This window comes from Gordonia sp. NPDC003585 (assembly GCF_040610755.1).
Taxonomy (GTDB): Bacteria; Actinomycetota; Actinomycetes; order Mycobacteriales; family Mycobacteriaceae; genus Gordonia.
Genome location: NZ_JBEXMX010000045.1, coordinates 24,442 through 43,208, shown reverse-complemented (window position 1 = coordinate 43,208; position 18,767 = coordinate 24,442). Strand labels below are relative to the sequence as shown.

The 18,767-nt window shown below is 66.1% G+C and carries 18 protein-coding genes; 8 read left to right on the top strand and 10 right to left on the bottom strand.

Features of this window, described 5'->3' with window-relative positions:
* Together ABZW74_RS14160 and ABZW74_RS14155 are read right to left on the bottom strand one after the other, a co-directional pair.
* Positions 1-817: NtaA/DmoA family FMN-dependent monooxygenase (locus ABZW74_RS14160; protein ID WP_355276947.1), on the bottom strand; the 817-nt coding region annotated here is incomplete at its 3' end.
* On the bottom strand, positions 814-2,037 hold the full coding sequence (locus tag ABZW74_RS14155) for an LLM class flavin-dependent oxidoreductase (protein WP_240859863.1): 1,224 nt from the start codon (positions 2,035-2,037) through the stop codon (positions 814-816). The genes ABZW74_RS14160 and ABZW74_RS14155, both read right to left, overlap by 4 nt.
* Before the next feature lie 286 nt (positions 2,038-2,323).
* Here ABZW74_RS14155 and ABZW74_RS14150 point away from each other — a divergent pair, with 286 nt between their 5' ends.
* Positions 2,324-3,487, top strand: coding sequence for an LLM class flavin-dependent oxidoreductase (locus ABZW74_RS14150; RefSeq protein ID WP_355276943.1), 1,164 nt, complete (start codon positions 2,324-2,326; stop codon positions 3,485-3,487).
* Here the strand turns inward: ABZW74_RS14150 and ABZW74_RS14145 are convergent.
* Positions 3,463-4,575, bottom strand: a complete 1,113-nt coding sequence (locus tag ABZW74_RS14145) for an acyl-CoA dehydrogenase family protein (RefSeq protein WP_355276940.1) — start codon at positions 4,573-4,575, stop codon at positions 3,463-3,465. The two genes, ABZW74_RS14150 and ABZW74_RS14145, sit on opposite strands and share 25 nt — an antisense overlap.
* A 30-nt stretch (positions 4,576-4,605) precedes the next feature.
* Positions 4,606-5,799 (bottom strand): acyl-CoA dehydrogenase family protein, encoded by a 1,194-nt coding sequence (locus ABZW74_RS14140; protein WP_240859860.1) that lies wholly within the window; start codon positions 5,797-5,799, stop codon positions 4,606-4,608.
* 187 nt (positions 5,800-5,986) lie between these two features.
* Between ABZW74_RS14140 and ABZW74_RS14135 the strand changes: the two genes are divergently transcribed.
* Genes ABZW74_RS14135 through ABZW74_RS14120 form a run of 4 tightly spaced genes read left to right on the top strand, consistent with a single transcriptional unit; the run spans position 5,987 to position 8,877 of the window.
* Positions 5,987-6,565, top strand: a complete 579-nt coding sequence (locus tag ABZW74_RS14135) for a TetR/AcrR family transcriptional regulator (RefSeq protein ID WP_355276936.1) — start codon at positions 5,987-5,989, stop codon at positions 6,563-6,565.
* Positions 6,566-6,590: 25 nt separating this feature from the next.
* Positions 6,591-6,848: a DUF1707 domain-containing protein gene (locus ABZW74_RS14130; RefSeq protein WP_355276933.1), complete on the top strand. Its 258-nt coding sequence runs from the start codon at positions 6,591-6,593 to the stop codon at positions 6,846-6,848.
* An 11-nt stretch (positions 6,849-6,859) separates the two neighbouring features.
* Positions 6,860-7,438 (top strand): hypothetical protein, encoded by a 579-nt coding sequence (locus tag ABZW74_RS14125; protein ID WP_355276930.1) that lies wholly within the window; start codon positions 6,860-6,862, stop codon positions 7,436-7,438.
* Between the two features lie 17 nt (positions 7,439-7,455).
* Entirely contained in the window at positions 7,456-8,877 is a 1,422-nt protein-coding gene (locus tag ABZW74_RS14120) for an amidase (protein ID WP_355276928.1), read from the top strand.
* Positions 8,878-8,885: 8 nt separating this feature from the next.
* On the opposite strand, the gene ABZW74_RS14115 is transcribed toward ABZW74_RS14120, so the two are convergent.
* On the bottom strand, positions 8,886-10,784 hold the full coding sequence (locus ABZW74_RS14115) for a hypothetical protein (RefSeq protein WP_355276925.1): 1,899 nt from the start codon (positions 10,782-10,784) through the stop codon (positions 8,886-8,888).
* Positions 10,785-10,902: 118 nt separating this feature from the next.
* Here ABZW74_RS14115 and ABZW74_RS14110 point away from each other — a divergent pair, with 118 nt between their 5' ends.
* Positions 10,903-12,741 carry a hypothetical protein gene (locus ABZW74_RS14110; RefSeq protein ID WP_355276922.1) on the top strand — a complete coding sequence of 613 codons (1,839 nt, stop codon included), beginning with the start codon at positions 10,903-10,905 and terminating at the stop codon, positions 12,739-12,741.
* An 83-nt stretch (positions 12,742-12,824) separates the two neighbouring features.
* Here ABZW74_RS14110 and ABZW74_RS14105 read toward each other — a convergent pair whose 3' ends face one another.
* Both ABZW74_RS14105 and ABZW74_RS14100 read right to left on the bottom strand, forming a co-directional pair.
* Positions 12,825-14,465 (bottom strand): cation acetate symporter, encoded by a 1,641-nt coding sequence (locus tag ABZW74_RS14105; RefSeq protein WP_240859846.1) that lies wholly within the window; start codon positions 14,463-14,465, stop codon positions 12,825-12,827.
* Entirely contained in the window at positions 14,462-14,818 is a 357-nt protein-coding gene (locus tag ABZW74_RS14100) for a DUF485 domain-containing protein (protein WP_240859845.1), read from the bottom strand. Before ABZW74_RS14100 ends, ABZW74_RS14105 begins: the two co-directional genes overlap by 4 nt.
* A gap of 179 nt (positions 14,819-14,997) precedes the next feature.
* Between ABZW74_RS14100 and ABZW74_RS14095 the strand changes: the two genes are divergently transcribed.
* Together ABZW74_RS14095 and ABZW74_RS14090 are read left to right on the top strand one after the other, a co-directional pair.
* The gene (locus tag ABZW74_RS14095; RefSeq protein ID WP_240859844.1) at positions 14,998-15,198 is read left to right on the top strand and encodes a type II toxin-antitoxin system VapB family antitoxin; all 201 of its coding nucleotides are present in this window, start codon (positions 14,998-15,000) and stop codon (positions 15,196-15,198) included.
* On the top strand, positions 15,195-15,599 hold the full coding sequence (locus tag ABZW74_RS14090) for a PIN domain-containing protein (protein WP_355276918.1): 405 nt from the start codon (positions 15,195-15,197) through the stop codon (positions 15,597-15,599). Before ABZW74_RS14095 ends, ABZW74_RS14090 begins: the two co-directional genes overlap by 4 nt.
* A gap of 203 nt (positions 15,600-15,802) precedes the next feature.
* Here ABZW74_RS14090 and ABZW74_RS14085 read toward each other — a convergent pair whose 3' ends face one another.
* The 3 genes from ABZW74_RS14085 to ABZW74_RS14075 are packed head-to-tail and all read right to left on the bottom strand — an operon-like array spanning position 15,803 to position 18,764.
* A complete protein-coding gene (locus ABZW74_RS14085; RefSeq protein WP_355276916.1) occupies positions 15,803-17,545 on the bottom strand; it encodes a cation acetate symporter in 1,743 nt (580 codons plus the stop codon).
* Positions 17,542-17,955: a hypothetical protein gene (locus ABZW74_RS14080; RefSeq protein ID WP_355276913.1), complete on the bottom strand. Its 414-nt coding sequence runs from the start codon at positions 17,953-17,955 to the stop codon at positions 17,542-17,544. The genes ABZW74_RS14085 and ABZW74_RS14080 overlap by 4 nt, the downstream gene beginning before the upstream one ends.
* On the bottom strand, positions 17,952-18,764 hold the full coding sequence (locus tag ABZW74_RS14075; protein WP_355276910.1) for a LytTR family DNA-binding domain-containing protein: 813 nt from the start codon (positions 18,762-18,764) through the stop codon (positions 17,952-17,954). The genes ABZW74_RS14080 and ABZW74_RS14075 overlap by 4 nt, the downstream gene beginning before the upstream one ends.
* Between the last annotated feature and the right edge of the window lie 3 nt (positions 18,765-18,767).

Sequence of the window (18,767 nt, the reverse complement as noted above, 5' to 3'; positions counted from 1 at the left end):
CGAAGGTCGCCGCCGGCAGGATCAGCAGATCCGACGGTGCGCGGCCGTACCGGCCGAGGCGCCGCTTGACGTCGGCGTAGAAGCGGGTGCCCGCGTCGAGGGTGGAGTGTCGGGAGAAGATGGCGTCGGCGCGTTGTGCGGCGAATTCGCGGCCCTCGTCGGAGTCGCCGGCCTGGAAGATCACCGGCCGCCCCTGTGGGCTGCGCGGGACGGGGAACCGGCCGGCGATGTCGAACTGGGTGTCGCGGTGGGCGAATGCTCCCGCGTCGGGTCGGGCCACGAACTGGCCCGACGCCTGGTCGCCGACGATGTCGTCGCGCTCCCACGAATCCCATAGTGCAGTGGCCACTTCGAGGAATGCCTTGGCGCGCACGTAGCGCTGGTCTTGCGGCAGGTAACCGCCGCGTCGAAAGTTCTGCCCGGTGAACTCGTCCCAGGAGGTCACCACGTTCCAGGCGGCTCGACCGTCGGAGAGATGGTCGAGTGTCGCGAATTGCCGTGCCACTTCGAAGGGTTCGTTGAACGTCGAGTTGATTGTGCCGGCCAGACCGAGGTGTTCGGTGACCGCGGCAAGGGCGGCGAGGACGGTGAAGGTGTCGGGTCTGCCGACGACGTCGAGGTCGTAGATCCGACCGTTCTGTTCCCGCAGGCGCAGACCTTCGGCGAGGAACAGGAAGTCGAACAGGCCGCGCTCGGCGGTCTGCGCGAAGTGAACAAAGGAATCGAACTCGATGTGACTGCCCGACGCGGGATCGCTCCACACCGTCGTGTTGTTGACGCCGGGGAAGTGTGCGGCGAGGTGGACCTGTTTGGTCATCGGGCAGCCTCCACCAATTCCGAAATGGCATAACGGCTTTCCGGTCGACCGAGTCCGAGTCGGGAACGCAGCGACTCGCCGTCGATGTAGGACTCCCGCAGGCGGTGCCGACGGCGGAGTTCGGGTGCCAAATCGGCGGCGATCCGCTGGAGGTCGTGCGGAATCGCTGCGGGGTGCAGGCGAACTCCGTCGGCTCCCAGATCCAGCAGTTCGGCGATCCGATCGGCGACGTCGGACGCGGTGCCCGCCACCACCGGGATGCCACCCGTGTAGACACTGCCGGCTGACTCGTCGAAGCGTGCGCGCCGGGCGCGGGCTTGCGCAGCGGTGTCGTCGACGACGACGAGCAGGTCGACGAGGATCGCGAGCGGACTGCCGGCACGCTCCGCCCGGGCCTCGGCTGTCCGTGCGGCGGTGATGGTGTCGGCGATCGCCGTGTCGTCGCTGCCGACGGCGAAGCCGATGTCAGCGGTCGTGCCCACGAAGGATGTGGATCGGTTGTCGAGGTCGGCGGCGATGATCGGCTGTCCCTGCGGCGGTCGCGGGGTGATCGACGGTCCGCGCACCGAGAACTGGCTTCCCTCGAAGTCGATGTAGTGCAGCTTGTTTCGGTCGATGAAGCGGCCCGTCGCGGTGTGACGGATCTCCGCGTCGTCCTCCCAGCTGTCCCAGAGTCGACGGAGAACCTCGGCGTAGTCGGCTGCCTCCGCGAGCAGATCGGCATGCGACACCGAATCGAGGGCGCGTCGGCCGAACAGCGCCGCGTGCTCCTGGCGTGGGTCGATGGTCACCACCACTCCGGCACGTCCTCGGCTGATGTAGTCCAGTGTGGCAATCGATTTCGACGCGTGGAAGGGCTCGGTGTGCGTGGTCACCACGGTGGGCAGCAGGCCGACACCAGTGGTGATCGGCGCCAGCCGCGCGGCGAGAAGCTGCGTGTCGAGCTGTCCCGCAACGACATCGGTGCGCGTAATGTCGGTCTCGTCCGTATCGAGTCGGTGCACCGAGAAACCGTCGTCGAACGTGACGAAATCGGCACGTGCGTCTTCGGCGGCGGCGATCACCGAACGCCAGTGTCGGGCCCCGAGTAACGTCGCGGGCGTCACGTCGGGCTCGCGCCAGGCCCCGGGATGGCGACCGGTCGGGGTCAGTGCGATCGCCACCAGCGGTTGCGTCGGCTCGTGAGTGGGTGCGGGCATGTACCGGACAACGTCGGGCATGCACCCGACAACTCCGCCGTGCGGGGAATCGATCACCCTGAGCCAAACCCTCGCGTCGTCGGCCGATCTGCGTCTGACTGGGATGTCGGCGACGGTGAGGAGGTGTTGTGGTGGCGTGGTTGGCGCGTGTTCTCGAACGCGAGCACCGGTGGCTGCTTCGCGGCGCGGAAAGCCTGATGCCGGAAGCCACGGGAGCGACGACGCTGTGTCCGGATTCATCCTGTCGATGCGCAGGCGAACGGGTGTTGCCCGATGTGGCCTACGCGGCACAGCCCGGTGGCGAGAGATGAGTGGGTATTCGCGGATCCCGTTGTCGGTGCTCGATCTTGCTCCGATCGCGGACGGATCCTCGCCGGCCGAGGCGATCCGACGATCGATCGAACTGGCGCGCGTCGCGGAGGGCGCGGGCTATCGCCGATTCTGGTTGGCCGAACACCATTTCGTGTCGGTGGCGTCATCGTCGACGGCAACTCTCATCGCATTGATCGCCGCCGCCACCCAACGCATTCGGGTCGGCAGTGCGGCAGTTCAACTCGGGCACCACACGCCGGCGTCGGTGGTGGAGGCTTTCGGCACCATCGATGCGGTCCATCCCGGTCGGCTCGACCTGGGACTCGGGCGGTCGGGCCAGCGACGGACCGAAGCCATCGCCACGGTACGTACCGGCGGCACCGTCACGCGGTCCGAACCGGAACGCGTGGTCGACGGGCTGTTGATCCCACGTGCCTTTCCGGTCGAGACCCTGTTGGCCTCGCCGCGGATTGCGGCGGCCGCCCAAGCTCTGGAGTTCGAGGGCGCAGCTCCGCAGGATTTCGCCGACGCCGTCGCGGATGTCCTTGCGCTGCTGAGCGGTTCGTACCGTGTCGACGGCATCGCACTGCACGCTGTTCCGGGCGAAGGCGCTGATGTCGACGTGTGGGTGTTCGGAAGCAGCAAAGGCCAGAGCGCACAGGTGGCCGGTACCGAGGGGTTACCGTTCGTCGCCAACTATCACGTCAGTCCCGCAACGGTTCTCGAGGCCGTGGAGGCCTACCGTGCGGCATTCCGCCCTTCGGGGCGGCTCGACCGGCCCTACGTCGTGGTGTCGGCCGACGTGGTGGTCGCCGACAACGACGCCGCCGCACGCGAACTCGCGTCGACCTACGGTCACTGGGTGCACAGCATCCGGGCCGGCGGTGGCGCAGCTCCGTATCCCGATCCGGCGTCGACACCCCCGCTCACCACCGAACAGTGTGCCGTGGTGGACGATCGCATTCGGACCCAGTTCGTCGGCTCACCGTCGGCAGTGGCCGATGGGCTCGACACCCTCGCCCACGCCACCGGCGCCGACGAGCTCGTGATCACCAGCGTCACACACGATTTCGAGGCGAGGAAGCGATCGCACCAGCTCCTGGCGGCCGAGTGGGGTGTCACGCGGGAGAAGGCTCAGCCGACGGACACCATCTCGTAGGTGCCCACGTTCGCCGACAACCGGCTCAGGTGCGACGACGCATCGCCCAGGGTGTGCGAGATGCCGGTCAGGCGGCTCACGTAGTGCCCGACAGGGTATTCGGCGGTCATGCCGATACCGCCGTGCATCTGGATCGCTTCCTGGCCGATCGCGCGGCCCGAGGTGCAGATCTGCAGCTTCGCACGGGACGCGACGACCGGGTCGGCGACACCGTCGGCTAGTGAGGTGGTGGCGTACAGGCTCATGCTGCGTGCGAGTTCGAGCTGCACGTACATGTCGGCGGCGCGATGGCTCAGTGCCTGGAAGGTCGACAGGGTGACGCCGAACTGCTTGCGTGTCTTGAGGTATTCGGTGGTGAGTTCCAGCGAACGCTCCATCGCGCCGACCGCCTCGGCGCAGAGCGCGGCCTGGATCCCGACCTCGGCGTCGGCGATGAGGTCCGACGCGTCGCCGCTGCCGAGGCGTCGGGCGGCGGCGTTGGCGAACTCGATCTGGGCGCCACGACGACGGTCGTGCGTGCGGTACGGCGTGCGGGTGACACCCTCGGCGTCGGCGTCGATGAGGTACAGACCCACGCCGTCGGCGTCCTTTGCCGACACGATGAGCTTGTGGGCGCAATCGCCGTGTCCGACAAGACTCTTGAGTCCGGTGAGGTTGCCGTCGGCATCCGCGGTGGTCTCGATGGTGCTTTCCGGCCAGCGGTTTCCGGCCTCATGATGGGCGAAGGCCATCATGAGCTCACCCGATGCGAGGCCCTCACGCAACTCGACGCGGGTCTCGTCGTCGGCGATCGCGAGCAGCGACCCCGGTACGAGAACCGAATCCAGGTATGGCTCGGGAGCCAGCGCGCGGCCGATCTCGGTCATGACGCTGGTGAATTCGACGGGGCCGGCGTCCATGCCGCCCTCGGCCTCGGGGAAGGTCATGCCGAGAATTCCGATGTCGGCCAGCGACTTCCAGACCTTCTCGCTCCAGCCGCGCTCGGTGTCGGTGACCGCGCGCAGGGTTTCCACGTCGTAGCTCTTGGTGAGGACGTCGCGGACGGTGTCGCGCAACATCTGCTGCTCTTCGGACAGCTCGAAATCCATGATGTTCCTTGGGTTGTGGCGGGTAGGGCTTTACAGGCCCAAAACGGCTTTGTCGATGATCTGGCGCTGAACCTCGGAGGAACCGCCGTAGATGGTGACCTTGCGGTAGTTGAGGTATGTCGGGACGCTGCGCTGTGCCCATTCGGGGGATTCGATGTCGGCGCTGCCGTTGGCGGCCGCGGCGTCGAGTTCGGCGACGGGGAGGGAGTCGGGGCCGGCGATGTCGGCGATCAGCTCCATGGCGGCCTGCTGCAGTTGGCTGCCCAACAGTTTCAGCAGCGACGACGCCGGGTTGGGTTTGCCGTCGGCCGACGATGCGACCACCCGCAGCTGCGTGAGTTCCAGTGCCAGCAGCTGATTTTCGATCTCGGCGAGACGGGCCGCGAACAACGGGTCATCGAGGAGGGTGCCGTTGGCGGTCGGTGTCTGTGCGGCCAATTCCTTGGCGCGCGCGAGCTTGGTCTTGGTGTAGCCGACGCGTGCAATACCGCTGCGCTCGTTGCCGAGCAGGAACTTGGCCTGGGTCCAGCCGTCGTTCTCCTCACCGACGAGATTCTCGACCGGCACCCGGACGTCGTTGAAGAAGACCTCGTTGACCTCGAAACCGCCGTCGATCAGCTGGATCGGCCGCAGTTCCACGCCCGGGGTGTCCATCGGGAACAGGAACATGCTGATGCCGGCCTGCTTCTTGACGTCCGGGTTGGTGCGGGCGAGGCAGAAGATCCAGTCGGCGTACTGACCGAGTGTGGTCCAGGTCTTCTGGCCGTTGATCACGTAGTGGTCGCCATCGCGGACCGCCTTGGTCTTGAGCGACGCGAGGTCGGAGCCGGCTTCGGGTTCGGAGAACCCCTGGCACCACCAGATGTCGGCGTTCGCGGTCTTCGCGAGGAACCGCTCCTTGATCTCCTGCGACCCGAACTGCGCGATGACGGGGCCGATCATGCCGACGTTGAACGGCAGCAGGTCCGGCACGAAGTTGAGGCTCATCTCCTCGCGGTAGATGTGGTGCTGGATCGGGGTCCAGTCCTTGCCGCCCCACTCGACCGGCCACGCGGGCGTCGCGACGCCGTGCTCGTTGAGGATGCGCGTGGTGGTGACGATGTCGTCGGGATAGCTGATCTTGCCGGCCTCGTTGCGTTGCCGGATCTCTTCGGGAACCTTCGAGAAGATGCTGCGCAGCTCCTCGCGGAACGCCTCTTCTTCGGGGCTGTACTTGAGATGCATGGTTCCGTCTTACTCCTCACCGGCGGGTGCTGACGCGCAGACCTCGGAAACGGTTCGCGCGGTCGATCTTTGGGGGATGCTGCAGGCTGTCGCAGTGATTTGGGGGATGCTGTGACAGCCGTCTCGACCATGACGGTACGCGAAACGGGGTCACAAAAGCAACGATCTTTGCAATAATGGCCCGATCATGACCAAACCGACAACAGCGACCGGCATCGCCAAACGTCCCGGCGGCCGCAGCGAGCGTGTGAAGGCGGCCGTCTTCGACGCGGTCGGGCAACTCCTGGATCAGGGGCTGCGGGAGACGATGACCATCCCGCAGGTCGCCGAGTTGGCCGGGGTCAACCCGTCCAGCGTCTACCGGCGCTGGGGGTCGATGGACGTGCTGCTCGAGCAGGTCGCGATCGAGGTGCTCACCGCCGAAGAACCAGTCCCCGATACCGGTGTGTTCGCCGACGATCTGCGCGCATGGGCCCAGCGCATCGCCGCAGACCTCACCACTCCTCGTCGTCGCAACTATCTGCGGGCCATGGTGTGGGCCCGCACCGACATCGTCGACGCCTACCCGCGCTGGGAAATCCGGCGTGACCAGGTGGAACAGATGCTCGCTCACGCGCGTGAACGCGGCGAATCAGTACCGGCCGTCGACCTCGTCCTCGACCACGTCGTCGCTCCGCTCTACCACCACTGCGCTTTCGGGATGCCGGTCGAGGAGGCGTGGGCAGAGCGGTTGGTGCGCGACGTGTTGTCGATGACGGCGCGCTGAACCGTAGGCGGCGTAACCTGGCGCCATGGCCGACCATGAGTCGGGTCGGGGGAGAACGCAGGCGGGTACACGGGCGCGCGACGTCGACCGGGTGACGTCGATGCAGATCCTCGACGACGCCCTTCTGGACGGGCAGCTCAGTATCGGTGAGCATCGCCAACGTGTCGAGGACGCCAAGTCGGCATCAATACTGGCGAACTCGATTCCATCGTCTCTGACCTGCAGCGTGGCACGGAGTCGCCCGCGGATTCGGCGTCGACGCGGTCGGTGGACCCGCGCGTGATCCTCGGCATCGTGGCGATCCTCGCAGTCGTGGCCCTGCTAGTGGGGGTGGTCGTCGTGACCCGCGCCTCGTCCGACGATGAGGCCGGCGCGCCGGTCCCATCTGATCCGCTGGTGGAGGGTGCAATGTTCACCGCCGGCGGGATACGCGGGATCATCGAGGCCACCCGTCAGCGATTCGGGACGACTGTCGTGCAAGGTGTCCACCTGTACCGCGACGACGCCGTACTGCATGTCCTCGATCCGAAGTCTCCCACCGGCGCTGTGCACTACGACTTCTCGCCCGGCGGTGAGTTCCACAATCCGCAGGTCTACAGCGGACTATCGGTGAACTCGACCGGATCGCCCGACGTGGTCGTCGATCTTGCCGACGTCGACGCCGACAGCGTGGCCGACCTCATCGCATCGGCCCCGGCTCGGCTCGGCATCAGCGCAGCCACTGTAGGACAAGCCAAGTTCCGGGTGACGATCGGCGGGGACGACGGCGGCGAGATCTGGATGGGCGTCAACGACATCAGCCTCGATTCGCATCTGGTGGCCGGCCTGGACGGGCACATCAAGGGTGTGCATCGCTGCGGCTGGGGTTGTTGACGCTATGCTCGGCCTGCATGAAGCATGTGCATGCGTTTGGTGATGACTGTCTCGGCGATCTCGACGGTGTCGGCGTCGCACGGGGGATTGTGGCTGGCGAGTTCTCCGCGACCGAGGCCGTGGAGGCCGCGCTGGCCCGCATCGACGCGGTCAATCCGCACCTGAACGCCGTCGTCTACGACGACCGCGAACGTGCCCGCAAACGTGCCGTCGACAACGACTTCCCGGCCGGCTCGTTCACCGGTGTGCCGTCGATCATCAAGAACAACACCCTGTTCACCGGCTTGCCGACGCGGCACGGGTCCGCTGCCGTGCCGGAGCGTCCGGCCGAGATCAACGAGGCCTTCACCGACCAGTGGCTCTCGACCGGCGTCAACGTCGTCGGGGCGTCGACGCTGCCGGCCTTCGGCCTCACCGCGACCACCGAGTTCGTCGACGGCGACCCGACGCGCAACCCCTGGGACACCGACTTCTCCTCGGGTGCGTCGTCGGGCGGTTCAGCGGCACTCGTTGCCGCCGGAGCACTACCGATCGCGCACGCCAACGACGGCGGAGGTTCGATCCGTATCCCGGCGGCCGCGTGTGGGCTGGTCGGTTTGAAACCGTCCCGCGATCGGGTCGTCGCATCGCGGGAGGGCGAAGCGGCACCGATCGACATCATCTCCAACGGCATCATCAGCCGGTCGGTCCGCGACACCGCGCACTTCATCGCCGACGCCGAGCGGTTCGCGGCCGCGCCGGATCTCGAGCAGGTTGGACTCGTCGAGGGCCCGAGTCAGCGTCGACTGCGGATCGCACTCATAACGGAGCCGCTGACCGGCCAGCTTCTCGACATGGAGACCCAGCGGGCGGTGACCGAGGTGGCCGAGCTGGTGGAGAAGCTCGGCCATCGAACCGAGATGGTTCCGCTGCCGGTGGACCGGGACTACATCCAGGACTTCACCGACTACTGGGCGCTGCTGGCCTTTTCGCTCGACCACTTCGGAAAACGCGTGATCGACAAGGGTTTCGACCGTTCGCAACTCGACCCCTTCACGCGCGGCCTGTCCCGGATGGCGTTGCGACGGTTCTGGCGGATGCCGTCGGCCATTCGAGGGCTCAAACGTTCGACGGCGGCCTTCCGCGGCATGTTCGACCGCTTCGACCTGGTCCTCACCCCAACCCTCGCCCACACCACCCCCGAGATCGGATACCTCGACCCCGCAGGCGATTTCGCCGATACCTTCGAACGACTCACCCGCTACGTCGCGTTCACCCCGGCCAACAACACCTCGGGCACCCCGGCGATCAGTCTCCCACTCGGCCAGACCGCCACCGGCCTGCCCATCGGCATCCACTTCATGGCCGACCTCGGCAAGGAACGCTCACTGCTCGAGCTGGCCTTCGAACTCGAAGCGGCGCAACCGTTTGCGCGGATTCAGGATGCGTCAGGCCGCTGACGTCGGGTTCACGCCATACCGACGATGGTGTTGAGGCACTTCACCACAAGCGCCCCCGGCACCGATGTCACATACTGCAGCGGGTCCTCGCAGGGCACCGGCAGTGCGTGCGCGTGTCCGTCGATACCGATCGCCACGAGACCGGGCCAGTGCGGTGGTTCCGGTGTCGGCCGAGTCCCGACACTGACGTCGCCCAGTGCGAACCAACCGCCGTTCACCGAGGTCCACGACGCCTCCAGCGTGGTTGCCCAGGCGGACTCTGCCTGTAGCGGTGTGCGAACCGTCCGCGCGGAGTCGACCAAGTAGATCGATGAAGTGTCCTTCCGGTCCGATCGCCTGGTCACCAAGAGAATCGATTGGTCGTCGATGAACTGTGCGGCACCCGCAACGGACTTGGTGTCCAGCGTGTTCACGTCGACAAGGATGTCGCGTCGACCAACCGTCAGCAGGGCGTGTGGGCCCCGCGCGTCGACGAAAGACACCCGATCTGACTGTCGCGCACCGAGTATCGCGCGTGTGATCGTGCCGCGCCGGGTTCCGGTGACGGGATCGAGAATCGTCGCCAGTTCGCTCGAATCGCCCAGCAGCACGCCGCTGCGGCCGACATCGCTGCTGTCGCATGCGGTGATGATCACCGCATCGGTGGTGAGGGTACCGCTGGAATTGCATCCGTACCGAAATATGCGCTGCCACAGAACTTCGCCGGTGCGAGGATTGATCGCCGTCCAATGCTGCGAACGCGCCGACGCTGTGACGCCCGGCGGTTCTGGCACAGAATCGGCGATCAAGGCCACGTCCGGTGAGGTCCCGAAGACGGTGGCCGGTGCCTCGGAAGTTCTGGTCCAGAGAACCCGGCCAGTCATCGCGTCGATGCCGATGACCGACTCGGACTCGGCGACATTCCGGGCGAGTTTCGTTGTCACCGCGGTGATCACCACCGATCCGTGACCGATGCCGGTGCTCCGTGGTAGGTACGGGGACACCTGTGGGGCTGACAGCCACCAGCGCCGCTCCCCGGTGCGGCCGTCGTAGCCCTCGATCGTGTCGGGTCTTCCGGACATGGTGAAGTCGTACTCGACTCGGACGAACCCGGCGCCGGCCGGAACGACCCGGTCCGCGTCACCGACAGCAATGCGATAGCGTTCCTGGACTTCGAGGCCAATGCGGCCGCCAATCGTTGTCGGAGCGGCGGTTTCACCGGTCAACGGCCCATTCGACGACGAGCTCTGTGTGGCGGCAACGACGATCGCCGGAATCGAGATGAGGATCGCCGCAGCGACAGCCACCGCAACCGTCCAGCGCGGCCGGTGGCCAGGAGTGCGGTGCCGGTGGTGCTCACGCGGCGGTGGTTGGACAGCCAATCCGATCGCCTCTCGTGCCGGACCGTAGGAGAACAGAGCGACCACGACGAGCACAGCCAGCGCCGCGCAGGCAGACAACCAAGCTGCTGTCGCCGCGGCCGTAGCCAACGTCGATGCGGAGTTTCGCTGGGCATCAAAGGTATCGGTGAATGCGGCCATGGTTGTGCCGCGGAATCGGGCGATGATGACACAGACACCCGCGACGGCCAGGATCGGCGTGGACAGCGCGGCGATTCGGTGGCGAGTCCTGTTCGACCACATGTGCACCCTGCCGACGAAGTAGTAGAGGCCGACGAGGACGGTGGCCGTACCGACCATCCACCCCGTCCGGACAAGCACACCGTCCATGGCCACGTTCACCGGAGCAGGCATCCCGGTCGGCCGCGCGATGATCGCGTAAGCGAGGCATGTCAGTGATGCGCCCAGGAATCCGATCACCAACGCCGACAGGATCGGTGACCATGGTCGTTCGATGTCTCTGTCGGTATCGGTCGGTTCCCAGACGTCATCGGCGATGGATGTTTCCGTGTCTGCCCCGTCCTGCACGAGCAGAGCGTACCTTCGTTGGGATGGCTCCGGAGAGCTCGCTGCACAACGGTTCTGAGTTGTCCACAGCGAGGACTCGGCAGTGATCCGAACCGCCTGCGGCCGTTAGTCTATGCAGATGCCGGGGGACGACTCGAACACCGATGCCATCACGACGACGAGCGTCGACCGACCGCGCGTCGGGTCGCGAACTCCACTGTCGATCGCGTCAGCAATCGGATTGGCCGTGGCGGGCGTTGTGCTCACCGGTTATGCAGTGGCGCACCGGCATCCCGACAACTGGATCGGCGACTTCACCTCACCTCAGACGGACCGGTATCTGGTGATTGCGGCTGTGGCGGTTCCGCTGTTGGCGGCGGCCATCGCGATTACGGCTGTCGTGGTGTGGAGACGTCGGTCAGCCGACCTCGATCTTGCAGGCCCCGTCTTTGGGCTCCTGCTGTTGGCGTCCTTGGGTGTCGGCTGGCTGTGGCTGACTCCGATGGGTTCGACGGCGGACAAGGAGTTTGACGGGCCGCTGCTGCCACCGGTCGTGATGTGGATTCGGGTCTCGGATGGTCTGCTGATGGCCGCCTGGTTCGTACTTTTGATCGGCGCGGTGCGGCCGACAACGATTCCGCGCGAACGCCGAGTTCGTGGCGCCGCAGTGTTCGTTGCCCTCACCTCGATCGTGGCGATCAGCGTCGTCGGTGCCGGCTATGCTGGTGGGAAAGGACTGGTGGGCAGGAGTATTCACCAGCCAAAGGCGGCGTCGGTGCCTGTGCCGCCGCTGCCGACAACCGTCGGAACCCGCATCGCGTACACGATCCCAGCTCGCTCAGCGGGAGATGTCCTCGAGGCAGGCCCGGGCTTTGTGGTGCGTGGTGCGGACGGTCTGGTGGCCTATGACGGCTCGACCGGGGCGCGACGGTGGTCTATCGAGTCCTCAGATCTCGGAAGCCTGTGCGGGGGCGAGCTCCTGCGTCGCATGAGCCGCACATTGGGGGTCGCGAGTCCGCGCGCCGAGGCGTCGGTCCGCACTACCGGTATCGGCCGCGATGCGACGGTCGTCGTGACCTGCAGTCGATGGATTGTCGGAGTCGACGCGATGACGGGTTCGGTGCGATGGGTGAATTCGGAGGGTTGGGACGTCTACGACGCGACCCCCGATGTCATCGCGGTGACCAAGGACGATCGCAGTTCCCAGCACGCGGCGGTGGCGGCGATGGACCCCAGGACCGGCAAGGTGCGCTGGGTGATGGGAGCGTCGGACTGCACCGACGCCGAGAGCCTCATGGTCGTCGAGCGTGTGATCGTTCAAGAGGACCGCTGTTCGGTGAGCGGGCGGTGGCTGCGAATGCTGGACGTGCACAGCGGAATCGAACGCTACATCGCCATGCCCGAGTGGGCGGTGCGGTCGCAAGAGTGGCCGCGCCGCGTGATTCGGGCGCTGGCGCGATCCGGTTCGGTATTGGCCATCGAGGTGTCCATGGGCGGCACCGACTACCGGACGTGGGACACCGGAATTGTGGCCGTCGACACCAGGTCGCGTGGAGTGCGCGAGGTCGTGCCACACAGCACGAAGAGTGAGTATTGGCTCGTGGATCGATACGGCAGCGAGTGGCCGCCGTCCGGTGCGATCACTCCATTGGCAAGCACGTCAGATCAAGTGATGTTCCTCAGGCTTCCTGCTGGTCGCGTCGAACATCATTCTGCGCGTGAGGTCTTCAGTAGCGACGTCCGGGCAGAACAGTGGTGGACCCTCGTCGGCGACACCGCAGTAACGGCCCTGGGTCGCCCCGAATCCGGAGCCATCGTGACCATCTCGCCCGACGGCCGCGTCGTGAGCCGACCCGGTCCGTGCGGACGCGACGAAGGCGGCGTGATGACCGTCCCCGGTGGGCTGTTGGTGCTGTGCATGCGGACAGACGCACACAGCTACAAGGTCACAAGCGTGGATGTCGTCGGATTGCGGTGAGCGCGGCATAGCGGTCCGACAACGACAAAGGTTGCAGTTCGACGCCTCACGCGCGTCAAACTGCAACCTCTGCGTCGAAATCGCTAGTGCGCGACCGCCTTTTCGGCGCCGACACCGGTCAGTGAACGAACCTCCATCTCGGCGTTGCGCTCCGGAGTGCCCTTGTCGGCGGGTGAGGTGAAGGTGCCGATGATGCCGAGGGCAAAGCCCAGCGGGATCGACACGATGCCCGGATTCGAGAGCGGGAACCATGCGAAGTCGGAGCCCGGGATCATCGAGGTCGACGCACCGGAGACCGCCGGCGAGAAGATGATCAGGATGATCGTCGAGCCCAGACCGCCGTAGATGCTCCACAGCGCGCCGCGGGTGTTGAACCGCTTCCAGTACAGCGAGTACACGATGGTCGGCAGGTTGGCCGCCGCGGCGATCGCGAAGGCCAGCGCCACCAGGAAGGCGATGTTCTGGCCGTTGGCGAGGATACCGAGGACGATGCCCATGATGCCGAGCACCACGACGGTGTAGCGCGACACCCGCACCTGATCGTCCTCACTTGCCTTGCCGCGCTTGATGACACTGCCGTAGATGTCGTGGGCGAAGGAGGCAGATGCGGTGATCGCCAGCCCGGCCACGACCGCGAGGATCGTCGCGAAGGCGACCGCGGAGATGATTCCCAACAGGACCACGCCGCCGAGTTCGAAGGCGAGCAGCGGTGCCGCCGCGTTCTGACCGCCGGCCGCGGCAAGGATCTTATCGGGTCCGACGAGGGCTGCCGCGCCGTAGCCGAGGATCAGCGTGAACAGGTAGAACGCGCCGATCAGGGCGATGGCCCAGACCACCGAGCGTCGGGCTTCCTTGGCGGTCGGCACGGTGTAGAAGCGCATCAGCACGTGCGGCAGACCCGCGGTGCCGAGCACCAGCGCGATGGCCAGCGACACGAAGTTGATCTGCGAGGTCATCGATCCGCCGTACTGGGCGCCCGGCGCGAGCACATCGCGGCTTGCGACCTTCTTCGACTCGGAGTCGCTGATCGCGTCCTGGGCCGAACCCAGGAGCGAGGAGATGTTGAAACCGAACTTGGCGAGAACGATGAAGGTCATGATCGCCGCACCCGCGATGAGCAGCACGGCCTTGATGATCTGCACCCAGGTGGTGCCCTTCATGCCGCCGATGAGGACGTAGACGATCATCAGGGCGCCGACGACGGCGATGACGATCGATTGTCCGAGGCGACCCTCGATGTCGAGCAGCAGCGCGACAAGCCCACCGGCGCCGGCCATCTGGGCGAGCAGGTAGAACAACGACACCGCGAGCGTGGAGATCGCCGCGGCCAGTCGCACCGGACGCTGCTTCAGGCGGAAGCTGAGGACGTCGGCCATGGTGAATTTGCCTGTGTTGCGGAGCAATTCGGCGACGAGCAGGAGAGCGACGAGCCACGCGACGAGGAAGCCGATGGAGTAGAGGAACCCGTCGTACCCGTAGACGGCGATGGCGCCTGCGATACCGAGAAAGCTTGCGGCCGAGAGGTAGTCGCCCGCGATGGCGATACCGTTCTGCGGCCCGGAGAAGCCGCGGCCGCCGGTGAAGAAGTCGGCGGCGGACTTGTTGTTCTTGCTGGCGCGGATGACGACGTACATCGTGACCGCCACGAACGCGAGGAAGATCGAGATGTTGGCGACGGGGCTGCCGACCGTTGCGGCGAGCACCATGGTGTTCTGGCCGGTCATGCCGATACCTCACTTTCCATCTGGTCGCGGATGGCCTCGGCCTTGGGATCGAGTTCGCGGTTGGCGAACCGCACGTAGAGGCCGGTGATGACGAAGGTGGTCACGAACTGCAGCAGTCCGAGGATGAGTCCGAGGTTGATGTTGCCCCAGACCTTGGTGGCCATGAAGTCGTGCGCGAACGCGCCGAGCAGCACGTAGATCGCGTACCAGGCCAGGAAGAACGCCGAGACCGGGAACACGAAGCGACGCAGGGTGCGCTTGAGGTCCTGGAACTGATCGCTCTCCTGCATGGCGAGATAGGCCTCGCCGGTGGGTAGGTGTGACTGAGGTGGTGGTTGGTCGACGGTCGACACGGGTTTCCTCCCAGCTGTGACGGGTAACTGGAGTCAGACTTGCTGAGGCGTGGATCACATCGCAATGCGTGGCGCGGGTCACACGCCGAAGTCCACCGGCTGTGCGCCGGACGGTCGAAATGTGCCGACGAGCGGTTGCCGTTCGCAGTGTGTGGGATCATGTGTAAGGAGGTACACAGATGGCCACAAATCTCGCGATCGACCCGGAACTGCTCGATCATGCTTTTCGGGTCGGCGGTGAACGCACCAAGAAGGACACGGTCACTCGCGCGCTCGAGGAGTTCATCGCCCGACGTGAACAAGCCAAGATCGTCGACCTCTTCGGTTCGCTCGATCCCGACGAGACCTTCGACTACAAGGCGCAGCGTTCGCGCGGATGAGCGTTCTCGCAGACACCAGCGTCTGGTCGCTGGCGTTGCGGCGCGACGCTCAGCTCGACAACCCGCACGTCGTCGAACTGCGACGGCTACTCGTCGGTGGTGACCTCGTCGTCACCACCGGACTCATCATTCAGGAGCTACTCCAGGGGTTCGTGCCGGAGCGCACGCGCGGGGTCATCCTCGAACGGTTCGCGTCGGTGCCGGTTGTTGCACCCGACCGCGACGACCACGTCGCCGCTGCCGACCTGAAGAACCTGTGCCGCAGTGCAGGGGTCCAGTTGGGCACGATCGATGCTCTGATCGCGCGACTTGCGATTGCCCACGGGCTCACATTGCTGACCGCGGACAACGACTTCGTCCATGCCGCACCACATGTCGGGCTCGCCGTCTGGACGTCGTGAGTGGCGCTGGCCCGTCCATCTGGCCCGGCAGAAGCACCATCGGTCCGCCGGTGCGCCCCACAAAAGTAGGGGAAGAAACTTCTTCCCCTACCCTTGGAGTCCTCCCCCAGAAAACTCTCGCGGACGACTACATACCCCGGGGAAGAAGTTCTTCCCCTAGATTTTGCGGCCACGGCACTATCGCATTTGCCCAGTTCAGAAGGTCAGTCGCCCGGGAGTCGCTCGACGCCCATGCCGAGGCGTTCGGGCACGTGCATTCGTGCAAACGTGCGTGACAGATCGGCGGGCACCCGGCTGCGGGTGGCCAGACTGACGCCGATCATGGTCCCGAACGCGAGCGGCACGGTGACTGCGGCCGGGTACCCGATGATGACCGCGAGCCAGCCGTTGAATGCGTCGTCGTCGGCGACACCGGCGATCGCGAGGCTGGTGGCTACGCCCGCCGATACGCCGCCCACGATCAGGCCGGCGATCGCGCCTGGCGCGGTGAGCCCGCGCCACCAGATGCCGAGCACCAGAAGAGGACACAACGTCGACGCGGCGACCGCGAACACCAGGCCGACGGTCCGCGACAGTTCCAGCGACGTCGCCGCCAAGGACAGTCCCACCGGGATGAGGCCGCCGATCACCGCGGCCAGACGGAAGTCACGAACCCTGCCGCGCAGAACGTCGGTGGCCAATGCTCCGGCGACGCTGACGAGCAAGCCCGACGAGGTGGCCAGGAACGCGGCGATCGCGCCGGCCGCCACCAGCGCGGCAAGAATCTGGCCGCCCACACCACCCACCGCGGCGCTCGGCAACAGCAGAACAGCGGCGTCGGCCGTGCCGGTGATGAGCAGTTCGGGGACGTACAGGCGCGCAAACACGCCGAGCAGCAACGGAAACAGATAGAACAGCGACAGCAGCGCGATCACGGTCAGCGCCGTCCGACGCGCGGTCCGGCCGTCGGGGTTGGTGTAGAACCGCACCAGGACGTGTGGCAGGCCCATGGTGCCGAGGAAGGTCGCAATGATCAGCGAAAGCACTTGGTAGAGAGCGTGATCGCCACCGAGACCGTGGCCGGGGGAGATCCATTCCGAACCGGTGGCCGGCGCGCCGGCGATGACCGGGGTCGCGGCCCCGGCGTCGAGGGCGATCACGCTGCCCGCCGAGATGTGGTGCTGTCCCGGCGCGAGGATCGGCTCGTCGTCGACCGCGCGGCCATCCACGGTCCCGGAGATGCGCATGCCGGCCGGATCACTCACGGTGACCAGCACGTCAGTCGTGACGTCGACCGTGGTGGCGACCGAGACGCGAGGCGGTGCGGGGTCGCCGAGATGTGCTCGGTCCCCGGCAAATACGCCGACGAGAACCAGAGCGGGGATGGCGATGGCGGTGAGTTTGAGCCAATACTGAAATGCCTGGACAAAGGTGATCGACCGCATGCCGCCGCCGACCACGTTGACGATAACGATGGCTCCAACAGCAACAGCACCGACCCATACTGGGGCGCCGAGCAGAATGTTGAGTGTCAGTCCGGCGCCCTGGAATTGGGGGATCAGATAGAGCACGCAGACCACCACCACGACAATCATCGCCGTGGTGCGCACCGGCTTCGACGACAATCGGAACTCGGCGAAGTCGGGCACCGTGTAGGCGCCGGAGCGACGCAGGGGTGCGGCCACGAACAGCAGTAGCCCCAGGTAGCCCGCGGTGAACCCCACCGGATACCAGAGTGCGTCGGCACCGTACTTCGCGACAAGTCCGGCAACGCCGAGAAAGGATGCTGCCGAGAGGTATTCGCCGGATACGGCGGCGGCATTCCACCGCGACCCGACCGTCCGCGAAGCCACGAGGAAGTCCGACGTGGTTCGCGAGAACCGTCCGCCGTAGGCGCCGACCGCGATGGTCGCCACCGCCGCGACGAGCAGGGCTGCCGCGGTCAGGGCGTCGACGTGCTGGTTCACGGGCCGTCACTGTCTGAATCGGTGTCGTCGAAATCAGTGTCCCTGTCGTCGTCGACGACACCCATGAAGTCGCGTTCGGCTTGTTCGGCGAGCCGTATGTACAGCCAGCCGGTCAGATACACGATTGGGTAGAGGAGGACCCCGAGGACGATCCAGTGCAACCGGATGCCGAACACGGTGAGCTCGCCAAGTGAGGGAAAAGCCAGTCCCAGCAACGGAATTGCCACGATCAGAACCAGCAGACTACCGCCGAGCCGAAGTGCGAGCCCGAGCTGGGCACGCATCAGGCCACGAACCAGCGTGTCGCCGACCTCGGTCTGTTCCTGCACCTCCACCCGGGTCCGGACGGTACGTGCGCCGCGTCGGGACGCGAGGACAACCCGTTCACGTGGTGGCGGATTCGAGGTCATGTTCGCCCGCCTGGTTCCCCAGAGCGATAGGTGCGGAGCGGGTCTCGAATGATGCGGTCCTTGATCTCACGCAGCTGACGTCGGCTGACTGGAAGCTCTACCGCGGGAGATCGGCCGTTCTCGCCGACGCTGACTACCGTCGTCGACCCCGACGTGCGCAACCCGGTGACCATCTTGAGGGCGACCAGATACGAGCGATGCACGCGGGCAAAGCCGTGATCCTGCCAGCGAGATTCCAAGGTGGACATCGGTATTCGCACGAGGTGTGCGCCGGAGTCGGCGTGTAGCCGGGCATAGTCGCCGACGGCCTCCACCCATGAGATGGAGTCGCGTCGGACCAGCGAGGTGACGCCACTCATCTCCACCGGGATCACCTCGTCCGATGCGTCGGTGGTGCCGGTCACGTTGTCGCTCTGCGGTTGTGGCGTGGAATCTGCATTGTCTCGATTGCTCGTCACGCGGTCCACGGCCTGTGCCAGCCGATCCTCGCGCAGTGGTTTGAGGAGGTAGTCGAGTGCGCCGACCTCGAAGGCGTCGACCGCCTTGTCGTCGTGCGCGGTGACGAAGACGATGGCCGGCGGCTCGGTGTAGCGGCCCAGCACGCCGGCGAGTTCGAGTCCGGAGAGTCCGGGCATGTTGATGTCGAGGAAGATGGCGTCGATGTGATGGTCGTTGAGTTCGCGCAGCGCGCCAGTGGCATCGGACGCGGCGAGAACGGTCCCCACGGCCTCTTGTCGCTCGAGGAGGTAGCACAGTTCGTCGAGCGCCGGTCGCTCGTCGTCGACGGCGAGGACCACGAGATCGTCCATCGG

Coding starts and splice junctions, on each gene's coding strand:
- ABZW74_RS14105 (WP_240859846.1), bottom strand. CDS start 14,465: ATGACCGGCCAGAACACCATGGTGCTCGCCGCAACGGTCGGCAGCCCC.
- ABZW74_RS14075 (WP_355276910.1), bottom strand. CDS start 18,764: ATGGACGATCTCGTGGTCCTCGCCGTCGACGACGAGCGACCGGCGCTC.
- ABZW74_RS14090 (WP_355276918.1), top strand. CDS start 15,195: ATGAGCGTTCTCGCAGACACCAGCGTCTGGTCGCTGGCGTTGCGGCGC.
- ABZW74_RS14140 (WP_240859860.1), bottom strand. CDS start 5,799: ATGCATCTCAAGTACAGCCCCGAAGAAGAGGCGTTCCGCGAGGAGCTG.
- ABZW74_RS14145 (WP_355276940.1), bottom strand. CDS start 4,575: ATGGATTTCGAGCTGTCCGAAGAGCAGCAGATGTTGCGCGACACCGTC.
- ABZW74_RS14095 (WP_240859844.1), top strand. CDS start 14,998: ATGGCCACAAATCTCGCGATCGACCCGGAACTGCTCGATCATGCTTTT.
- ABZW74_RS14110 (WP_355276922.1), top strand. CDS start 10,903: ATGCCGGGGGACGACTCGAACACCGATGCCATCACGACGACGAGCGTC.
- ABZW74_RS14135 (WP_355276936.1), top strand. CDS start 5,987: ATGACCAAACCGACAACAGCGACCGGCATCGCCAAACGTCCCGGCGGC.
- ABZW74_RS14130 (WP_355276933.1), top strand. CDS start 6,591: ATGGCCGACCATGAGTCGGGTCGGGGGAGAACGCAGGCGGGTACACGG.
- ABZW74_RS14155 (WP_240859863.1), bottom strand. CDS start 2,037: ATGCCCGACGTTGTCCGGTACATGCCCGCACCCACTCACGAGCCGACG.
- ABZW74_RS14150 (WP_355276943.1), top strand. CDS start 2,324: ATGAGTGGGTATTCGCGGATCCCGTTGTCGGTGCTCGATCTTGCTCCG.
- ABZW74_RS14120 (WP_355276928.1), top strand. CDS start 7,456: ATGAAGCATGTGCATGCGTTTGGTGATGACTGTCTCGGCGATCTCGAC.
- ABZW74_RS14080 (WP_355276913.1), bottom strand. CDS start 17,955: ATGACCTCGAATCCGCCACCACGTGAACGGGTTGTCCTCGCGTCCCGA.